15 protein-coding genes are annotated in these 17,378 nt (G+C 40.8%); 8 read left to right on the top strand and 7 right to left on the bottom strand.

The genetic code is table 11. From position 1 onward, the window contains the following. Positions 1 to 148: 148 nt before the first annotated feature. A complete protein-coding gene (locus HG267_RS34515; RefSeq protein ID WP_052335176.1) occupies positions 149 to 3,619 on the top strand; it encodes a PAS domain S-box protein in 3,471 nt (1,156 codons plus the stop codon). A 435-nt stretch (positions 3,620 to 4,054) separates the two neighbouring features. On the opposite strand, the gene HG267_RS34510 is transcribed toward HG267_RS34515, so the two are convergent. Next, positions 4,055 to 4,342: a Mo-dependent nitrogenase C-terminal domain-containing protein gene (locus HG267_RS34510; RefSeq protein WP_045870203.1), complete on the bottom strand. Its 288-nt coding sequence runs from the start codon at positions 4,340 to 4,342 to the stop codon at positions 4,055 to 4,057. Between the two features lie 143 nt (positions 4,343 to 4,485). Between HG267_RS34510 and HG267_RS34505 the strand changes: the two genes are divergently transcribed. The 3 genes from HG267_RS34505 (at position 4,486) to HG267_RS34495 (ending at position 8,182) form a co-directional block, all read left to right on the top strand. After that, complete coding sequence (locus HG267_RS34505) at positions 4,486 to 4,707, top strand: hypothetical protein (RefSeq protein WP_071989390.1); 222 nt, start codon at positions 4,486 to 4,488, stop codon at positions 4,705 to 4,707. A 306-nt stretch (positions 4,708 to 5,013) separates the two neighbouring features. Further along, a complete protein-coding gene (locus HG267_RS34500) occupies positions 5,014 to 6,474 on the top strand; it encodes a family 10 glycosylhydrolase (RefSeq protein ID WP_052335177.1) in 1,461 nt (486 codons plus the stop codon). Between the two features lie 301 nt (positions 6,475 to 6,775). Continuing rightward, positions 6,776 to 8,182 carry a sensor histidine kinase gene (locus HG267_RS34495; protein ID WP_045870204.1) on the top strand — a complete coding sequence of 469 codons (1,407 nt, stop codon included), beginning with the start codon at positions 6,776 to 6,778 and terminating at the stop codon, positions 8,180 to 8,182. Positions 8,183 to 8,318: 136 nt separating this feature from the next. Here the strand turns inward: HG267_RS34495 and aroF are convergent, their stop codons facing one another. Further along, positions 8,319 to 9,191, bottom strand: coding sequence for a 3-deoxy-7-phosphoheptulonate synthase (gene aroF, locus HG267_RS34490; RefSeq protein ID WP_045870205.1), 873 nt, complete (start codon positions 9,189 to 9,191; stop codon positions 8,319 to 8,321). 931 nt (positions 9,192 to 10,122) lie between these two features. Between aroF and HG267_RS34485 the strand changes: the two genes are divergently transcribed. Together HG267_RS34485 and HG267_RS34480 are read left to right on the top strand one after the other, a co-directional pair. Continuing rightward, a complete protein-coding gene (locus HG267_RS34485; RefSeq protein WP_045870508.1) occupies positions 10,123 to 10,605 on the top strand; it encodes a hypothetical protein in 483 nt (160 codons plus the stop codon). 928 nt (positions 10,606 to 11,533) lie between these two features. Further along, entirely contained in the window at positions 11,534 to 12,238 is a 705-nt protein-coding gene (locus HG267_RS34480; RefSeq protein WP_045870206.1) for a pentapeptide repeat-containing protein, read from the top strand. Here the strand turns inward: HG267_RS34480 and HG267_RS34475 are convergent. Next, complete coding sequence (locus tag HG267_RS34475) at positions 12,225 to 12,434, bottom strand: hypothetical protein (protein ID WP_263420005.1); 210 nt, start codon at positions 12,432 to 12,434, stop codon at positions 12,225 to 12,227. The genes HG267_RS34480 and HG267_RS34475 overlap by 14 nt on opposite strands. Before the next feature lie 5 nt (positions 12,435 to 12,439). Here HG267_RS34475 and HG267_RS34470 point away from each other — a divergent pair, with 5 nt between their 5' ends. Next, the gene (locus HG267_RS34470; RefSeq protein ID WP_045870207.1) at positions 12,440 to 12,925 is read left to right on the top strand and encodes a glutathione peroxidase; all 486 of its coding nucleotides are present in this window, start codon (positions 12,440 to 12,442) and stop codon (positions 12,923 to 12,925) included. Between the two features lie 29 nt (positions 12,926 to 12,954). Further along, positions 12,955 to 13,782 carry an SDR family oxidoreductase gene (locus HG267_RS34465; RefSeq protein ID WP_045870208.1) on the top strand — a complete coding sequence of 276 codons (828 nt, stop codon included), beginning with the start codon at positions 12,955 to 12,957 and terminating at the stop codon, positions 13,780 to 13,782. A gap of 207 nt (positions 13,783 to 13,989) precedes the next feature. On the opposite strand, the gene HG267_RS34460 is transcribed toward HG267_RS34465, so the two are convergent. The 4 genes from HG267_RS34460 to HG267_RS34445 form a co-directional block, all read right to left on the bottom strand. Further along, positions 13,990 to 15,357 carry an NAD(P)/FAD-dependent oxidoreductase gene (locus HG267_RS34460; protein WP_045870209.1) on the bottom strand — a complete coding sequence of 456 codons (1,368 nt, stop codon included), beginning with the start codon at positions 15,355 to 15,357 and terminating at the stop codon, positions 13,990 to 13,992. A gap of 273 nt (positions 15,358 to 15,630) precedes the next feature. Beyond that, the gene (locus HG267_RS34455; RefSeq protein ID WP_045870210.1) at positions 15,631 to 15,882 is read right to left on the bottom strand and encodes a hypothetical protein; all 252 of its coding nucleotides are present in this window, start codon (positions 15,880 to 15,882) and stop codon (positions 15,631 to 15,633) included. 387 nt (positions 15,883 to 16,269) lie between these two features. Then, entirely contained in the window at positions 16,270 to 16,875 is a 606-nt protein-coding gene (locus HG267_RS34450) for a DUF2231 domain-containing protein (protein ID WP_045870211.1), read from the bottom strand. Then, complete coding sequence (locus HG267_RS34445; RefSeq protein WP_045870212.1) at positions 16,872 to 17,366, bottom strand: DUF2231 domain-containing protein; 495 nt, start codon at positions 17,364 to 17,366, stop codon at positions 16,872 to 16,874. Before HG267_RS34445 ends, HG267_RS34450 begins: the two co-directional genes overlap by 4 nt. Positions 17,367 to 17,378: the final 12 nt, after the last annotated feature.

The following is a 17,378-nucleotide window of genomic DNA, read 5'->3' as shown; positions in this document are numbered from 1 at the left end:
CTTTTCGCAAAATCTAAAATCTAAAATTGTTTGACGCTTAAGCAACCTCACACCAGCTCAAGAAATTGAACCATGCACCAGAGATTAACCCTCAGGAGTAGATTCAGATACTAGAACAGTACTTTCCAGAAACGGAGTTAAGTGTTTGATGACTGAGGCACATTCACAATTGCTCAAGGGCGATCGCAGCAGGTGGAAGGTATTGCTCACTAAACTGTTACACTATGGCGTTGCCTTATTATCAGTTGTCTTAGCACTGGTGATTAACCTGAAGTTAAGTCCGTATCTGGATGCAACACCAAGTCCACTATTTTTCGTCGCAGTCATGGTGAGTGCTTGGTATGGAGGTTTAGGGCCAGGACTACTAGCAACTGCTGTGTCTACAGTAGTAATTCATTACTTCTTTGTTGAGCCTGTCTACTCATGGAGTGTTTCTTATTCTGGCAGTTTGGTGCAACTGAGTGTTTTTCTCATGGCAGCTTTGCTGATTAGTTCACTGAACGAAGCACAAAGAGCAGCCAAAAGAAAGGCTGAGGCGAATTTGGGAGCATTAAGGCGGAGTGAGGCTAAGTTTGGTTGTTTGGCAGAGTCCAACATTATTGGCATTATTGTGGCGGATTTAAACGGCCCCATCTTGGAAGCCAACGACATATTTCTGCAAATGGTGGGCTACACCCAAGAGGAGTTACGGTCTGGGCGAATGCGTTGGCGGGAGATGACTCCGCCAGAATACCTGGAGGTGAGCGATCGCGCTGTTGAGGAGCTGCTCACAACTGGAGCCTGTAAACCTTTTGAGAAGGAGTATATTCGTAAGGATGGTTCTCGGATTCCGATACTGCATGGCGCTGTGATGTCGGGAGAAAATACCGTTGTTGGTTTTGTGCTTGATATTACTAACCGCAAACAAGTAGAGGAAAAACTACAGCGTACGAACCAGACGCTACAAACTCTCATTGATCTCTGTCCAGTTGCCATTGCTTTTCTTGATCCTCAAGGGATTGTCAAGTTGTGGAATCGCGCCGCCGAGCAAATTTATGGTTGGAGTGCAGAGGAGGTAATTGAGCAATTTATGCCCACTGTTCCCCATCGCCACCAAGAATTTCTAGCCAGTATTCAAACAGTATTGAGTGGGCGATCGCTCCATGCAATTGAAGTCCAGCATCAGCGCCAAGATGGGCAAATGATCGATGTGGAGATTTGGTCTAATTTAGCCCATGATGCTGAGGGAAATCCTGGTTGTTTGGGTATCGGTTGGGACATCACCCATCGCAAGCAAGTAGAATCGGCACTCCGCCAAAGTGAAGCTAGATACCAGGTACTAGTTAGTAATATGCCAGGAATGGTTTATCGCTATACGCCCTCAACCGATGGTTCGGCTGCTTTTACCTATGTCAGTTCCGGCGCAAGAGAATTGGTAGAATTGGCACCGGAGACGATTCTTCGAGATGCCAATGCTTTTTTCAGCTTAATTCATCCTGATGACTGGGCATCCTTTACAGATTCCGTGGCGATCGCTATTGCTAATTCACTACCTTGGGAATGGGAAGGACGGCTGATTACACCATCGGGACAACTGAAGTGGGTTCAGGGCCGTTCTCGTCCTGAGCAAACGGAATCTGGTAAAGCTTGGGATGGTCTGTTTTTTGATATTACTGATCGCAAACGCGATGAAGAAGCTTTACGCCGCAGTGAAGAACGCCTCCGCGTCAGTCAAGAACTTTCCCTTGATGCCTTTACTATTTTAGATAGCGTACGCGATCAAACCGGAGCAATCAGAGATTTTGTTTGGACTTATGTCAATCCCAAAGCAGCCGAAATTCTCAAGCATCCTGTGGAAGAACTGGTAGGAGCATATTTGCTGGAAGTGCTTCCTGGTAATCAATTTAATGCCGAGTTGTTTCAACGCTATGTCCAGGTTGTAGAAACGGGCAAAGCCCACGACATTGAATTATTCTACAATGCCGACGGGATTACGGGATGGTTCCGGAATATGGCCGTGAAGCTAGGGGATGGGGTAGCCATCTCGTTTAGCGATATTAGACGTAAGCAAACCGAGGCGGCGCTGCGCGAAAGTGAAGAACGCTTGCGATTGGCTTTAACAGCCACCAATCAGGGACTTTTCGACCTCAATGTGCAAACAGGTGATGGTGTAGTCAGCCCAGAATATGCTCAGATGCTAGGTTACGAGCCAGAACAATTTCAGGAAACCAACGCTCAATGGCGCGATCGCCTGCATCCCGATGACTTAGCATCAACTTATCAAGCCTATGAAGATTATATTGCGGGCAAAATAGATATTTATCGTGCCGAGTTCAGACTGCGAACAAAATCAGGTGCTTGGAAATGGATTCTTTCCATAGGTAAAATCGTCTCTTGGGATAGCCAGGGTCAACCTTTGCGAATGTTGGGAACCCATACGGACATTACCGAGCGTAAACTCTCCGAAGCAGAGCGAGAACGACTACTAGAAAGAGAACAAGCAGCCAGAGGAGAAGCCGAAACCGCCAACCGCATCAAAGATGAATTTTTAGCGGTGTTATCCCATGAATTGCGATCGCCTCTCAATCCCATTCTCGGTTGGTCACAGCTACTGCTGGCAGGTAAACTAGATACCACAACCAGCCAACGCGCGATCGCAACTATCGAACGCAACGCCAAACTGCAAACCCAACTAATTGACGATTTACTCGATGTCTCCCGGATTTTACGCGGTAAACTGGCTTTGCAAATTTCTCCAGTCAATATCGTGACAATTGTGGAATCTGCTTTAGAAACCGTGCGCCTAGCAGCAGAAGCAAAACATATTCAAATTCAAACAGTTTTTATAGATGATACTTTACAAGTATCTGGAGATGGGGCAAGACTACAACAAATAGTCTGGAATTTGCTGACTAATGCCGTTAAATTTACACCAGAAAATGGACAAGTTGAAATCTTTGTAGAGCAAATTGGCAACCATGCCCAAATTCAAGTAAAAGACAATGGTAAAGGTATCAGTCCAGAGTTTTTACCTTACGTTTTTGACTATTTCCGCCAAGAAGATAGCAAAACCACCCGCAGATTTGGGGGATTGGGTTTAGGTTTAGCGATAGTTCGTCATTTAACTGAACTACATGGCGGAACCATTTATGTAGATAGCCCCGGAGTTGAACAAGGAGCAACCTTTACAATTCAACTCCCACTCATATCTAGTTCCGTTTTTATTAATCAGGATGGCGAAACATCGCCACAAGTTTTCAGTTTAAAAGATATCAAAGTTTTAGTCGTTGACGATGAGCAAGATGCCCGTGAATTTGTAGCTTTTTTATTAGAGCAAGAAATGGCAACAGTCGTCATGGCTGCTTCTGGAAATGAAGCTTTAACAGCTTTAACCCAATTTCAACCCAACATCATTCTCAGCGACATCGGAATGCCAAATATGGATGGCTATATGTTGATGCAAAAAGTGAGAGCCTTACCACCAGAACAAGGCGGATTAATTAAAGCGATCGCTCTCACAGCTTATGCAGGAGAATATAACCAAAAACAGGCTCTCAAAGTCGGTTTTCAAAAGCATATTGCCAAACCCGTAGAGCCAGAAATTTTAATTAAAGCTATCTGTGAAATGATTAGGGCATAGGGCATAGGGCATAGGGCATTGGTAAGCTAAACCAAATCTAGTTTGCATAATCTGAAATTGTATATTTATTGTGGCGTTGGGCATCTTGCCCGCCCAATATATGCAAGTTAAATATGGAACAGACAGATAAATTCTTCGTAGGGGCACGGCATCCACAATCTTTTGGCATGTCCAATATCTTACAGGTGCCGTGCCCCTACAATCTGTCGCATTCTTGAAAATATTAGTGTATTGCTTTCAATAATATTCATATATAAATATGTTTTTCATCCTTGTCCCAGCATTTGAATGCAAGGAAAGGAGGTTAGCTGAATGTTCAAATACTATTACTACCTATAATAATTCAAAAACTCAATAAATTTGTAAATAACTAATGACAAATGACCAAAGACAAATGACAGCCTCAGCCAATTATCTTTAATTTCGCCGACATCCTTAGCAGTATTTTGTTACATCTTCTCCACATTCATCTACTAAGTATGACAAACACTTAAAACGCAGACCAACTACTTCTTCATAGAAGGGGTTGATTTTACACAAAGGTGGGATTTGAAAAAGTGTATGACCTAAAACTTTGACAGTTTTTTCAAAAGGGCAATGAGAGGGAATAATTGTGCATAATAGTTTAGCCAGATGAGAATTATGGATTTCGATACCATCAATTTGATATCGTATGTGATTTAATAAACTGTTATTCAATTGAGATTTATTTAGTACTTCCATTGCTCCAATTCCTCTGATTAATTTGTTGCACCTCTAAAAGTACAACTATCTTCAGAGAAAAACATCGTATAATTACTAAACTATTTTTTTATTTTTTGAAAATCAATTTTTGATTCAGTAAAATTACTGAAAGAACAGCCGCAATGTCAACACATTCCAACCAGCACCCAATTCTAACCCCAATTTTGCGATCGCCTGTACGTTGTACCCGTGAAACATTTTTTGATGTGATTGAGTTCTGGGTGGACAACAGAATCATGATTGAACTGCTAACAACAGAAATGGCAACTCAATACTTACAATTTACAACTTACCCAAAAACCAAAAAAATGTTTACAGCAGAATTGGTAGTAGCTAAAGTGTAAGTCATGTCAATAACATTGGCTGAGTTGTTAATTGATTAAATTGTCAGCATTATACTGAACTTAAAACTTCTCCTCTTAATCAAGAAGAGGAGAAGTTTATTATTTAGGAAATATCGTAAAACCTGGATGTAGTGCCCATACGTGCAATCTTTAGAATTTTTTAAGCTGGTTCTTTTATAATTCTCATCACACCGCCGTCTTGAACATGGTAAATTTGCTACTTGAAGATTAAGTAATGGGTAATTGGCAATTAGAACAAACATCCAATACTAAACTCCAAGCCAAGCATCAAACTCAACATCATTTATGGAAATTCGCGGCATTTGGCTCACCACAACAGATAGTAAAGTATTAGACGACAGAAAAAATATTGCCGAGGCGATAAAATTTCTCGCTGAAACTGGATTTAACGTTGTATTTCCTGTTGTCTGGAATCAAGGCTCAACTAATTATTCTAGCCAAGTGATGAAAGAAAAATTTGGCATAGAAATCAAAGAACGTTTTCGAGATAAAGTTAATAAAACAATTAAAGATCCTTTACAAGACCTAATTGAAGAAGCCAAAAAATTTGATATTGCGGTAATTCCTTGGTTTGAATATGGCTTTATGAGTTCTTATAAAGGAGATGGCGGAAAAATTATTCAAGCAAAACCTCAATGGGCTGCCTGTGGTGTTGATGGTAAACCCCTGGTTGTCAATGATTATTATTGGTTAAATGCCCTCGATCCCGAAGTCCAAGAATTTATATTAAGTATATTTTTAGAAGTCGTAAATAAGTATGGTGATGGCATTGCAGGCATTCAAGGAGACGATCACTTGCCTGCTTTTCCTATGGAAGGTGGTTATGATGAAAAAACTATTAAACGCTATCAAGATGAGTTTGGTCAACCACCACCACCACCACCAAAAAGAAGAAATCCTCTAGATCCAAAAGAACCACTAGATCCACTCTGGCAAAAGTCAGAATGGAGACAACAATGGCGACAATGGGTAACATGGCGAGCTGATATTCTTTCCCATTTTTTACACCGCCTCTATCGTGCAGTAATTAATGTCAACCCAGACTTAATTATTTCCATGTCTCCAAATAATTATCCTTGGTGTTATGAGAACTACCTCCAAGATTCGCAAACTTGGATTGATTGGGGATTAGTTGATTTAATTCATCCACAGATATATGACAAAGAATTGCAACTTTATCAAACAGGGATAGATAAGGTAATATCTAAACAATTTACACAACAGCAATTGCCACAATTAATTCCAGCTATTCTTTTAAAGAAAAGTACCTATAAAATTACTCCAGAATATTTAGAAACTGCCATCAAAACTAATCGTTGTCTGGGTATTCAAGGAGAAGTTCTGTTTTTCTATGAAGGTTTACGAGAAGATAATGATGCTTTAGCTAACGTTCTCAAATCTGGTGTTTACTCTCAACCAGCCGGAAAATTAGACCCAAAAGAAATTAAAAAAAATACTTTTACTCATCGACGCATTAATAATTATACAGAGATAAGTACATCACCAGAAAATATTATCAAGGTAGAATTTGATTTGGTTGAGCCATTTTCTGAAGGTTTAGCAGCCGTTAAAATGGGTTACAAATACGGCTACATTGATACCACTGGTAAACTCGTTGTCCGTATGGAATATGACAAAGCTGAACCTTTTTCAGAAGGAGTAGCTCTCGTCAAAATTGACGAAAAAGATGTCTATAGCGGCTATATTGATCAAAATGGAAAATTTATGAAGTTGCTGGCTAATTGATAGGCTATGCCAACTATCAATTTAACCCCTTTATCCATGCTATATGAAGATTAGTTTTTGTTAATCAATACCTGAGATTGCTCCTTAGCTGTTGGGAATACTAAACCTGAAAACATACAGCAGATTCGATGTTTATGAGGTACAGCAACTAATTGAAAAAAGTAATGAGAAATAAGTAGTGAGTAATAAGTAAATGTCCTATTCATTACTCATTACTCATTACTCATTACTCATGATGTACCTCACCTACTTCAAAAGTGCTGTAGGTTTATAACTCTGACTTAAGGTTTAGTTCACTACGATGCTGACTCAATCATCCTCAGAAACTTCCACTCAAGAACACAATCAACAGCTTGACAGAGAATTTATCAACTTGAAACTGATTGTAGAAGGGATTGCATCCCAAATTGGTGAAGCATTCTTTCAAGCTTGCGCCCATTATTTAGCAGAAGTACTGCAAATTCGGTATGCATTAATTGCCGAGTTTGTCAATGATAGTCAGCCCAGAGCTAGAGTTTTAGCATTTTGGGCAGGAAAAGACTTTGGTGAAAATTTTGAATATGACTTAGCAGGGACTCCTTGTGGTGTTTTGTATGAACAAGGACTGCAAATTTATCCTCAGTTGCTCCAACAACAGTTTCCAGAAGATCAAGATTTAATAACCTTGAATGCAGAGAGTTATCTGGGAATTCCGATTCTCGATCCTCAAGGTAAGCCTTTAGGACATATTGCGGGCTTGCATACTCAGCCATTAGAACATAACTATCAAGAACAGGAAGCTATTTTAAAAATATTTGCTGCTCGTTCAGCAGCAGAAATTGAGCGTCAGTTAGCTGAAAAGGCATTAAAACAGCAAAATATTTATTTACAAGCAACCTTGAAAAAGTTGCAACAAACCCAAGCGCAACTGATTCAGGCAGAAAAGATGTCAGGCTTGGGACATCTAGTTGCAGGGATTGCTCACGAAATCAATAATCCCATTGGGTTTATTCATAGCAACATTACTCATACTCAAGAGTATTTTAATACCCTGTTAGAATTGCTAGCAGCATATCAATCAGAATGTCCTCAACCATCTGCATTACTGCAAGAAAAAATTCAGGCAGCAGATTTGGAATTTATCCAAGAAGATGCTTCTAAAATGCTCAGTTCTATGCAAATTGGTAGCCATCGCATCCGTGATATTGTGCTGAGTTTACGGAATTTCTCACGATTTGATGAATCAGACAAGAAATCGGTAGACTTACATGAAGGTATTGAAAGCACTTTGCTAATTTTACAACATCGGCTGCAAGCAGAAAAACACCTACCAGAAATTACCATCATTAAGGAATATGGTAAATTACCCCAAGTCAACTGCTATGCTAGCCAAATTAATCAAGTATTCATGAATATTTTGAGCAATGCAATTGATGCTTTGAAATCTACCTTCCCCAGCATTTCATCACCAACTATTCGAGTCAAAACAGAAGCGATCGCAGATAGTAAAGCAGTCAGAATTTCAATTATAGATAATGGTGTGGGTATGGATGAAGCCACATTATCCCAAATATTTAATCCTTTTTTCACTACTAAACCCGTTGGTTCCGGTACTGGCTTAGGACTCTCCATCAGCTATCAAATTATAGTTGAGCAGCACGGTGGGAAATTAAATTGTGTATCTTCTTTAGGGCAAGGTGCTAGGTTTGTCATTGAAATTCCTGTTTAATTGGCGATGAAGTAGATGAGGGAGATGAGGGGGATGAGGTAGATGAGGAGGATGAGGAGGATGAGGTAGAATTACTTATTACCCATTACCCATTACCCATTACCCATTACCCCTTCCCCATTCCCCCTTCCCCACCTTACGCCGCCGCACAAAAAATAGGAGCAGATTTTACACCTACCCCTAAATCGGAAATATTGCGTCCAACTGCTGTGGCTACGGGCTTTAAACTATCAACCAAATTCACCATGTCTTCTAAAGACAAAGCTTGGCGTGCATCAGATACAGATTTTTCTGGTTCTGGGTGACACTCAATAATTAAGCCATCTGCGCCACAAGCTATAGCAGCCTTAGCCATAGGTGCTACTAATTCCCGTTTACCTACGGCATGGGATGGATCTACAATCACGGGTAGGTGAGTAATTTGCTTGAGAGCTGCGACTGCGCCTAAATCCAGTACATTGCGGGTGTAATTATCGAAGCTGCGGATACCTCGCTCACACAGCACCACATCCGAATTACCGTGACTCAAAATATATTCAGCAGCCATCACAAATTCTTCAATTGTCGCTGCTAGTCCGCGCTTGAGTAATATTGGCTTCCCAGCTTGTCCCAAAGCTTTGAGTAAGTCGAAGTTTTGCATATTGCGGCTACCAACTTGCAGCATATCAGCATGAGCCGCGACTACTTCAATTTGAGCAATTGACATTACTTCTGTGACGACTGGGATATTGTAACGCGATCGCACTTCTGCTAGAACCTCTAATCCTGCTTCTCCCATTCCTTGGAAAGCGTAGGGAGATGTGCGGGGTTTGTAGACACCACCGCGCAAAGCCTGTACAGGTGCAGCTGCTAACTTTTGGGCGACTGTTTCCATTTGTTCTAAGCTTTCCACTGTGCAGGGGCCACCAATAATCACTAATTCCTCACCACCGAAACTGACTGTTTCTGAGAGTTTGACAATTGTCTGATGGCTAGGATGGGATTGGGCGGCGAGTTTAGCATTAATCACGGTGAAATTCTCCTTGTATTTGGATTATGAGGTTGATGGATAACAAAAAACCCGGAATCTCATCTTGTGAGTTCCGGGTGCGTTGTGATGAATCGACATGACGCTATTTACCCGGAACTTGCTCTGGGCCAAAAGTAAAAGCTATAAAACCAGCTACCGCAATAGATCATGACGACGAAATACTCCTGAAAAAACAAAAACCGCAGAGGTTGCTCTGCGGTTCACCTGGCGGTTTCCATTAGGAAACTATTCACCGCCGGTGAACCGCCTTTTGCCAAAAATAAAAATAGGATTTGCTGCTAGAAATCATTACAGTACTTAACTAGATAATCTTTGATGTAAATTGATGTAAACCTAATATAAGAGCCACGATAACAGACACAGTTCCTTGCGTCAAGGCCCGCTCTCGTGTGAGGTTAAAAGCTGCTCGTGAAGAGAAGCGGAGACGCAGGGAAGGGGAATAACTTTCAATACTTGTCGGTGAAGGGCAAAAGGGTAAGGGGAAAAGGGGCAATAAAAACCTTTAACCCTTACCCTTTCTCCTGCACAGACGCTACGCGTAGCTTGCTTCCCCGCAGGGGTACACCTTTTTCCCAAACCAAATTCCGAGTTGCAACTCATCCCTTGGTTATGGGTTTTCCTGTCACCCACTTGTAACTATTAAGATTTAGATAAGCTGATAAATATTTTTAGGTGATGGGTATGGGAATTGCTGAAGTCTCAAAAATTTGACAATTCCGCGACTTACAAAACTGGCAAATATATTATTCTGCTATGGAGGTAATAATCAAAGGTCAGTCCTTGAGCCTTTTGAGAGCAACCCACAGGTGGCGCGCCACCCATTACAAATGTAATCACTACTATTACTTAGCCCGTAACTGCTAACTGTTGCAGCAACTCAATCACATTACTAGCCTACTTCTGTTTTATGATGCGTCGTTCCAAAATTTTAGCTACATCTTTCGACTACCAAGGAGCTTACCCCTGCCCAGTCTGTCGAGTTGGTAAAATTGCTCGTATGCCATTGATGGAAGCTATGGCTTGTGACTTCTGCCAAGAAATTTTTACTGTCAATTTAGAACAGCAGCAACTGAAAATGCCTTCTAGACAACCGCCATTGATTTGGCGTTGGAATGGTTTTAGTTGGACAGAAGCTCAATTAGAAGGTGTGGAACTCGGTTGGGGCTATGGGCTAGCTGCGATCGCATTTATTTTCCTACCTACCACTTTAATTGGCATCGTCGCTTACAATTTTCCCCCCACTCCCCATGAATTTATTACCTGGCTGCCATATATCTGGACTATATTAACTTTTTTGTTACATTTAGCAATTATTCTTTGGATTTGTATTGAGGTTTATCAAATTCCAATTGCCGCATATTTAAGAGCTATAAATCGTTGGCGAAATGGATAAATGGACAAATAGACAGATGGAGAAAAATGAATAATAACTATCGACTCCTAACTATCTAATTTTGCCAATAATTAAGTAACCATTAATGAACTGCGGACAGCAAAACGAAAGAAAATTTATTGTCTATACTCAAAAGTCAAGGTTCAAATAGATTTCTTAATGAACAGACTTTGAATTGTTTATCTGCGTTGTCTTCCTTCTACTTGCCAATTTTCAGTACCTAATACCTATTTATCAGTCAGTTGATTGCGGTAAAATCCTACAACCAAGGCTGAAAATTTTGCTTTTCTAGTCCTTAGGCCATAGTCCCTACTTATTAAATCAGCCATTATGAAGTATTTACACCCAGACAGATGAAGAATTATGATATTGCCTCTAGGTGTAACCAGTTCATAGTGGCCGATTAATAGCCCTTAAGCTAAGAGAAAGGTTATTTATGGACTGAGTTAGTCACTCTTGGCTTGTATAATAACCTATGTGAAAGTTTTTTCTGTGGGACTTGGCTATACAAGTAGTTGCTACAGAAATCCCCAGTCTCTCATCTCAAATTTAGAGAAAGGGTAAATTTGGCTTGCTATGAACTTAAGCCCATAATCAGCAGCCAGTATTCTATCTAGTGAGATTATCTACAATCATAGGAGCGTCGCTAAGAATTTATTGTCCAGTCAAGCAACAAAAAATTTGTTACCATTTTTAGACAATGTTAAAAGAGCAAATCATTAAGCACAAAAATAAAGGGCAGGTGGCTTTTACAATTACTAAAGCACCTGATAAAATTCCTCTACTTTATTAGAGAGAGTATTTTAATACGCTATCTTAAATTAGATGAGATATAAAATATTCGTAAAAAGTCGAAATTTAATAAATAATTAAGCCAACAGACGGATGCATCACTAATTATTAACTTGATTGTCCATAAAAACACCCTATGAGCGAGTTGGAGCGGTATTATAGAGTCTTGGAATTAGAGCCTGGAGCAACACTTGAAGAAGTAAACCAGGCTTATAAAGATTTGGTTTTTGTATGGCATCCCGATCGCATTCCCCAAGACAATCTCCGTTTACAACAAAAGGCGCAAGATAAGCTAAAAGCGATTAACGAAGCGCGTGATAAATTGCGTTCTATCAAAGTTAAGCATCAACCAACAACATACTCACAGCCGCATCAGCATCAACCGACAACATACTCAACGCCACATCCGTCACATCCGCCACATCCGCCTCAACCGAAAAAGTCACCGCCAACTAGCTATGAGCCATCATCTAAAAATACAGATTTGAGTGGCAAAGATTTTAGTCGAGCCAACTTGAGCAACAAAGATTTATCGGGGAGAAACCTGAGTTTTGCCAACTTGAGCGGTGCAAACCTCAGCGATACATTTATGCACAAAGTGAATCTCAGAGGTGCAGATTTATCGGAAGCCAATTTATTTAGAGCTAACCTCTTATTAGCAGATATGAGAGAAGCAAATTTACGTTCAGCCAACTTAATTGGAGCAGATTTGAGTGGCGCTGATTTGCGAGGCGCTGACTTAACAGGAGCGCGGATTCGCTCAGGCGATCGCCTTTTGGTTAAATTAATAGGAGCCAACCTCGCCGGCGCTATTATGCCTGATGGTTCTATTCATCATTAAAGTTGGGGCATAGGGCATAGGGCATGGGGCATGGGGCATGGGGCATAGGGCATAGGTAATTCCCAATTCCCCCCTCATCCCCCTCATCCCCCTCATCTCCCTCATCCCCCTCATCTCCCTCATCCCCAATCCCTTTTTCATCAAAAAACTTTGCCTGCAATGTGGGAAACTTGGCAATAGTTATCAAAAAATCCATTTAAGATGAGTACCAACATTTCTGACATTGCAGTCAAAACCATCAACGGTGAGGATAAGCTACTGAGTGAGTATGCTGGCAAAGTACTCTTAATTGTGAATGTGGCTTCCTACTGTGGTTACACGTCTCAATATGAGGGATTAGAAAGATTGAACCGAGAGTATAAAGACGCTGGCTTAAGGATTCTGGCGTTTCCTAGCAATGACTTTGGCGCACAGGAGCCGGGCAGCAACGAAGAAATTGTACAATTCTGTACGAGCAAGTACGGAGTTAGTTTTGAACTGTTCGATAAAGTTCATGCTAAAGATTCGGAACAGCACCCACTTTATACCCGGCTCACCAATGCAGTTGAGCCTACGGGGCCTGTTGCTTGGAATTTTGAAAAATTTTTAGTGAATAAGCAAGGTGAAGTTGTAGCTCGTTTTAAAAGCAGCGTCAAACCATATTCACCTGAATTAATTGCCACAATTGAAAGCGAATTAGCAAAATAGTTATCTAGACGAATTTGTTTTGAGAAATCATGAACATTGCAATCATTGGTTGTGGTTATGTAGGTTCTGCAGTTGCTCAATATTGGCGGCAAAAAATGAATTTTGTAGTGACTGCAACCACAACTACACCAACACGTGTATCCTCATTAGAACAAGTAGCCCAAAAAGTTGTCGTAGTTAAAGGTAATGATGCAGATGGGCTAAAAAAAGTATTAGAAAATCAAGATGTAGTGCTGTTAAGTGTGGGTGCAAAAGGTGCTGATTTTTATGAAGAAGCTTATTTACAAACTGCCAAAACTTTAGCCTCTATTTTGCCAGCATTTCCAAATGTACGGCAACTCATCTACACAGGTAGTTATTCTGTGTATGGTGACAAAAATGGTGAGTTTGTAGATGAAGAAACTACAGCTAACCCTAGCACTACCAACGGTAGAATTATGAAGGAAACCGAAGATGTTTTGCTATCAGCAGCTAGCGAACATCTGAGAGTTTGTATTTTACGCTTAGGCGGCATTTATGGCCCAGGTAGAGAACTAATCAAAATATTTGGTCGCCTTGCTGGTACTAGTCGTCCTGGTAATGGTGATGATGTCGCCAATTGGATTCATCTGGATGATATTGTGGGTGTGATTGAGTTTGCGCGCCAACACAATTGGCAAGGAATTTATAATGTAGTTGACGATGCACATCTCAGTAGCCGTGAATTCTTTGATAATGTGTTAAAAACACACAATTTACCGCCGATTAATTGGGATGCTTCGCTTCCAAGTAACCGTCCCTATAATGCTTGGGTATCAAATCAAAAAATTAAGGATGCTGGATATCAATTGATTCATCCACAAATGATATTTAAGTAAATATTTGATTCGAGATATAGTAGGATGCGTTAATAACGCATCCTACTATTAGGATTCATATTTGATTTCTGAACTAGACGTAGGGTGTGTTGTCGCGTAGCGCAACGCACCAAAGCTGAGAATACGGTGCGTTACACTTCGTGATAACACACCCTACACATACTTAGATTTTTCAATAATCAAATCGGATTCCTATACAAACGCATTCTACTGATTTTTATCCTCATCGCCCAGCATTTTCAATAATCTTCTGGCAGCTAACACACCTACAACTCCAGCACCTACTAATTCTGCTGCTTGTAAAACTTTTTTACCGACATCTTGATTGTTTAAGTGATGGTGAAAAATCTCATCATGCACCCATTCTTCAGTAGCTTTAAAGTCATGAATTGGTGTTGGTAATAATGTTAAATAAGTGCTTTGACGAATTAAGTGCGCGGGTTCGCCTGCAACTTCAAAAACATTGAAAAGGTTAGCAGCAGCATCATTTAACCCCAACTTTAAGAGAGTTCCCCGGATATTCACTTTCACAGGTTTCAGTTCTTCTCCGAGAGCGATCGCTTTTAAATTTTTGGCAATAGTTGCACCTTGTTGATAAGCGACTTGGGCTGTAGGTGGTAGGGAATTTCCCTGAACTGCTACACAATCACCACCCGCGAAGACTTCGGGAAAGTCGAGCAGTTGCATTGTAGGCGTAACGAGGGGGTGATTATGGCGATCGCGGTGTTCTTTGGGAATGGGTAAGTCTTGAATTAATGGATTGTTTGAGGTTCCGGCTGTCCAGATTGTGGTGTAGGTTGGTAAAGTTTGAACTTGCTCGTTAGTTTTATATTCAACAGAGTTGGAGTCCACCGCAGTAGCTTCAGCACCCCTAAGAATTTCGATTGGTACAGTGCGTTTTTGTAATTCTTGTTCGGCGTTGTGACGGAGTGGATCGTTAATATCGCCGTCGAGAATTTTTTCACCATGATTGAGCAGAACCACACGGATTTCCTGAGGATTTCCCCCTAAAGCGCTATACCAAAGTGGGAGAAAATCTGCCAAAGTTGCGGCCATTTCTACACCGGAAGCACCACCACCAACTATCACTACAGTTAGCAATTTTCGGCGTTGTTCTGCATCTTCAGTTTGCAAGGCTCTTTGTAAACAATCACGCAAATGTTTATCGAGTGCGATCGCATCTGCTTGTGTCCAAAATGGGAAAGCATTTGCTTTCGCACCCTTAACCTGATGATAGCCAGTCACACTACCCAAAGCTAAGACTAAATTACTGTAGCTATAGGAATTTCCCGAAACTAATTTTACTTCTCGTTGCTGCAAGTCTATAGAATCGACGGTATCTTGAACAAAAATTACCCCACTACCTTGAAGTAATTCCGAAAAGCGGGGTACTACTTGAAAACTATCCATCTCGCCATCAAAATATTCATAAAGTAAGGGCTTAAAACAAAAGCGTTCATTTTTATCAATTAATATCACAGAGCGAGGATAATGCTCGTGAGCTAAATGTAAGGCTGTAAATAAACCTGTAAAGCCACCACCTAGAATCACAGTTTGATACACTTGGCTGCTCATAAAATCTCCTATCTTGCAAAAGTTTTAGATAGTTAAATTGCTATTTTTTTCACGCCTAATCTGCTGAGTTAAATGAAGTACGCGGGTAGGAGCACGGCACTGCCGTGCCCTTACAAGTATTTGTTCCTCACCAACTTTTAATCTGCTGTATCTGCGTTTATCTGCGTTTATCTTCTTCCATCTGCGGTTAATTATTTATTCTCGTACCCCCCCCAATATTTCAACCGCTATAAATAGTTATTTGTATTGACAAATAACTCATGAAATATTCGCTTAGAGAAATAAGAAAAAGGCTATTAAACCCAAGCTGAGAATAACAGCTAGCAAAATCGCATATTCAACTCTGCGACTAAAAAAGCCCACCGCAGCAACTAGTGCGATCGCCAGCCCAATAATCCCCACATACTGCCCTTTTTGCAGATTTTTGGCAATGAGCGGGTCTTGTGCTGTACCTGGTGATGGGGTTTCTTGAATTGTTTTAGGTGCAAGCTCTGAGCCTGGTAATTGTTGTAATAACAAGTTCATTGAATACTCCTGAAAAACATCGATTTTCCGAATGATTTTATGCTTGACAAATGTAGAGCATAAAAAATAAAAACACTCATACTGCTTCATTGGAAAAATGATACGCATAGGCAAGCAGATGAAGTAATTTGTAGCAGTCAGTTATTGAATTGGTATCATACAACATCAACAAAATACTGAAATAATACCAATTCAAATAATGTTTACAACAGATAAATTCTTTGTAGGGGCACGGCACCAGTAAGATATTTAATATGCCAAAATATTGTGGATGCCGTGCCCCTACCTATCTGTCGCGTTCTTGTTTCAAAATGGTATAAAGTAGCTGAATTGACACTGAAATTACCTTTGCTATAGTTACCACAATCAAAGAACAAACAAGCATAATTATTTGAAGAACAAATCAGGATTTGTACCCTGTTGAAGTAATTTTGCAGCAGTAACATGAATGCCAAACTCTTCTCCTAATTGCGCCCCTAATGTTCCGTGAACATATAAAATGCCGAGGATGACAATTCCTAGTAACAAGTAACTCCACTGCACCTGTCTTGGTGAATCTTTGCGCCAACGGTAGCGTTGTAAGCCTCGCCACACAGCCATTCCCACCATAGTTGCTAACAACAACACACCACCTAAACCATGTAACAGCATTGTCAAAGGAGCGCTCAAACCCCAAGCACTCTTTTCGTTAACTGGTGGGTTTGCTAACAATAGCTCAAAAAATCCCGCCGCCACAGTGAAAAAAGTTACAGTCGCCGCCGCTAGGAGATTGTACCAACCGACATCAAACAGACCCGCACGGATAGCAGGAAGACCTAAAAATTTAAAAATCGGTTTTTCTATAGGAAAAAGTGTGGCTGCAATATCAAAGAGGATGGCAATAATAAATAAACCCAATGTTAGATGCACTAGTTGGGGATGCAGAGGAATTTCGTAGGGTAGTCCGTTAGCAGTGAGTTTTAATCCCAACTGATCGATAAGCTGCGAGTTCATCCCGAGACTCCCCGCTTCATGGCTTCCACAACTGGCTCTACATGAAAGCCATACACCCAAAACAGCTTGCTTCCTAAATACACTTGCAAGAACATCAAACAAATTAAAAATGTTGCTGCACCGAGATAAGCTGGTGGTATTTTTTGGGTACGGCGGTTGCGAATTACTAACCGCCAAGCTGCGATCGCCACTACAATGGCCGCTAACGACCAACCCATGATTATATGAAAATTCAGCGTTGGTTGAGCAGCTGCGTAAATATTAGCTAAACCCGCTTCAAACTGACCAAATATGACCGCCATAAAAATAGCGATCGCAGCCACAAACATATTCCAGAAACTCACCTCCAATAAACGCACGTTGCGGGTGAAATAGCCCACAACATCGCAGAAAAACGAGAAAAACACCATCGCTATCACAAAGTGAACAATGATGGGATGTAGAGGATCGGGGTACGGGAGATTCTGACTATTGAGAGGTAAAGCAGACATCACTTTTTCCTT

Origin of the sequence: Tolypothrix sp. PCC 7601, assembly GCF_025677855.1 — a bacterium.
GTDB lineage: Bacteria > Cyanobacteriota > Cyanobacteriia > Cyanobacteriales > Nostocaceae > Aulosira > Aulosira diplosiphon.
The sequence above is the reverse complement of the archived record's forward strand: the minus strand, read 5'-3'. Positions and strand labels throughout refer to the sequence as shown.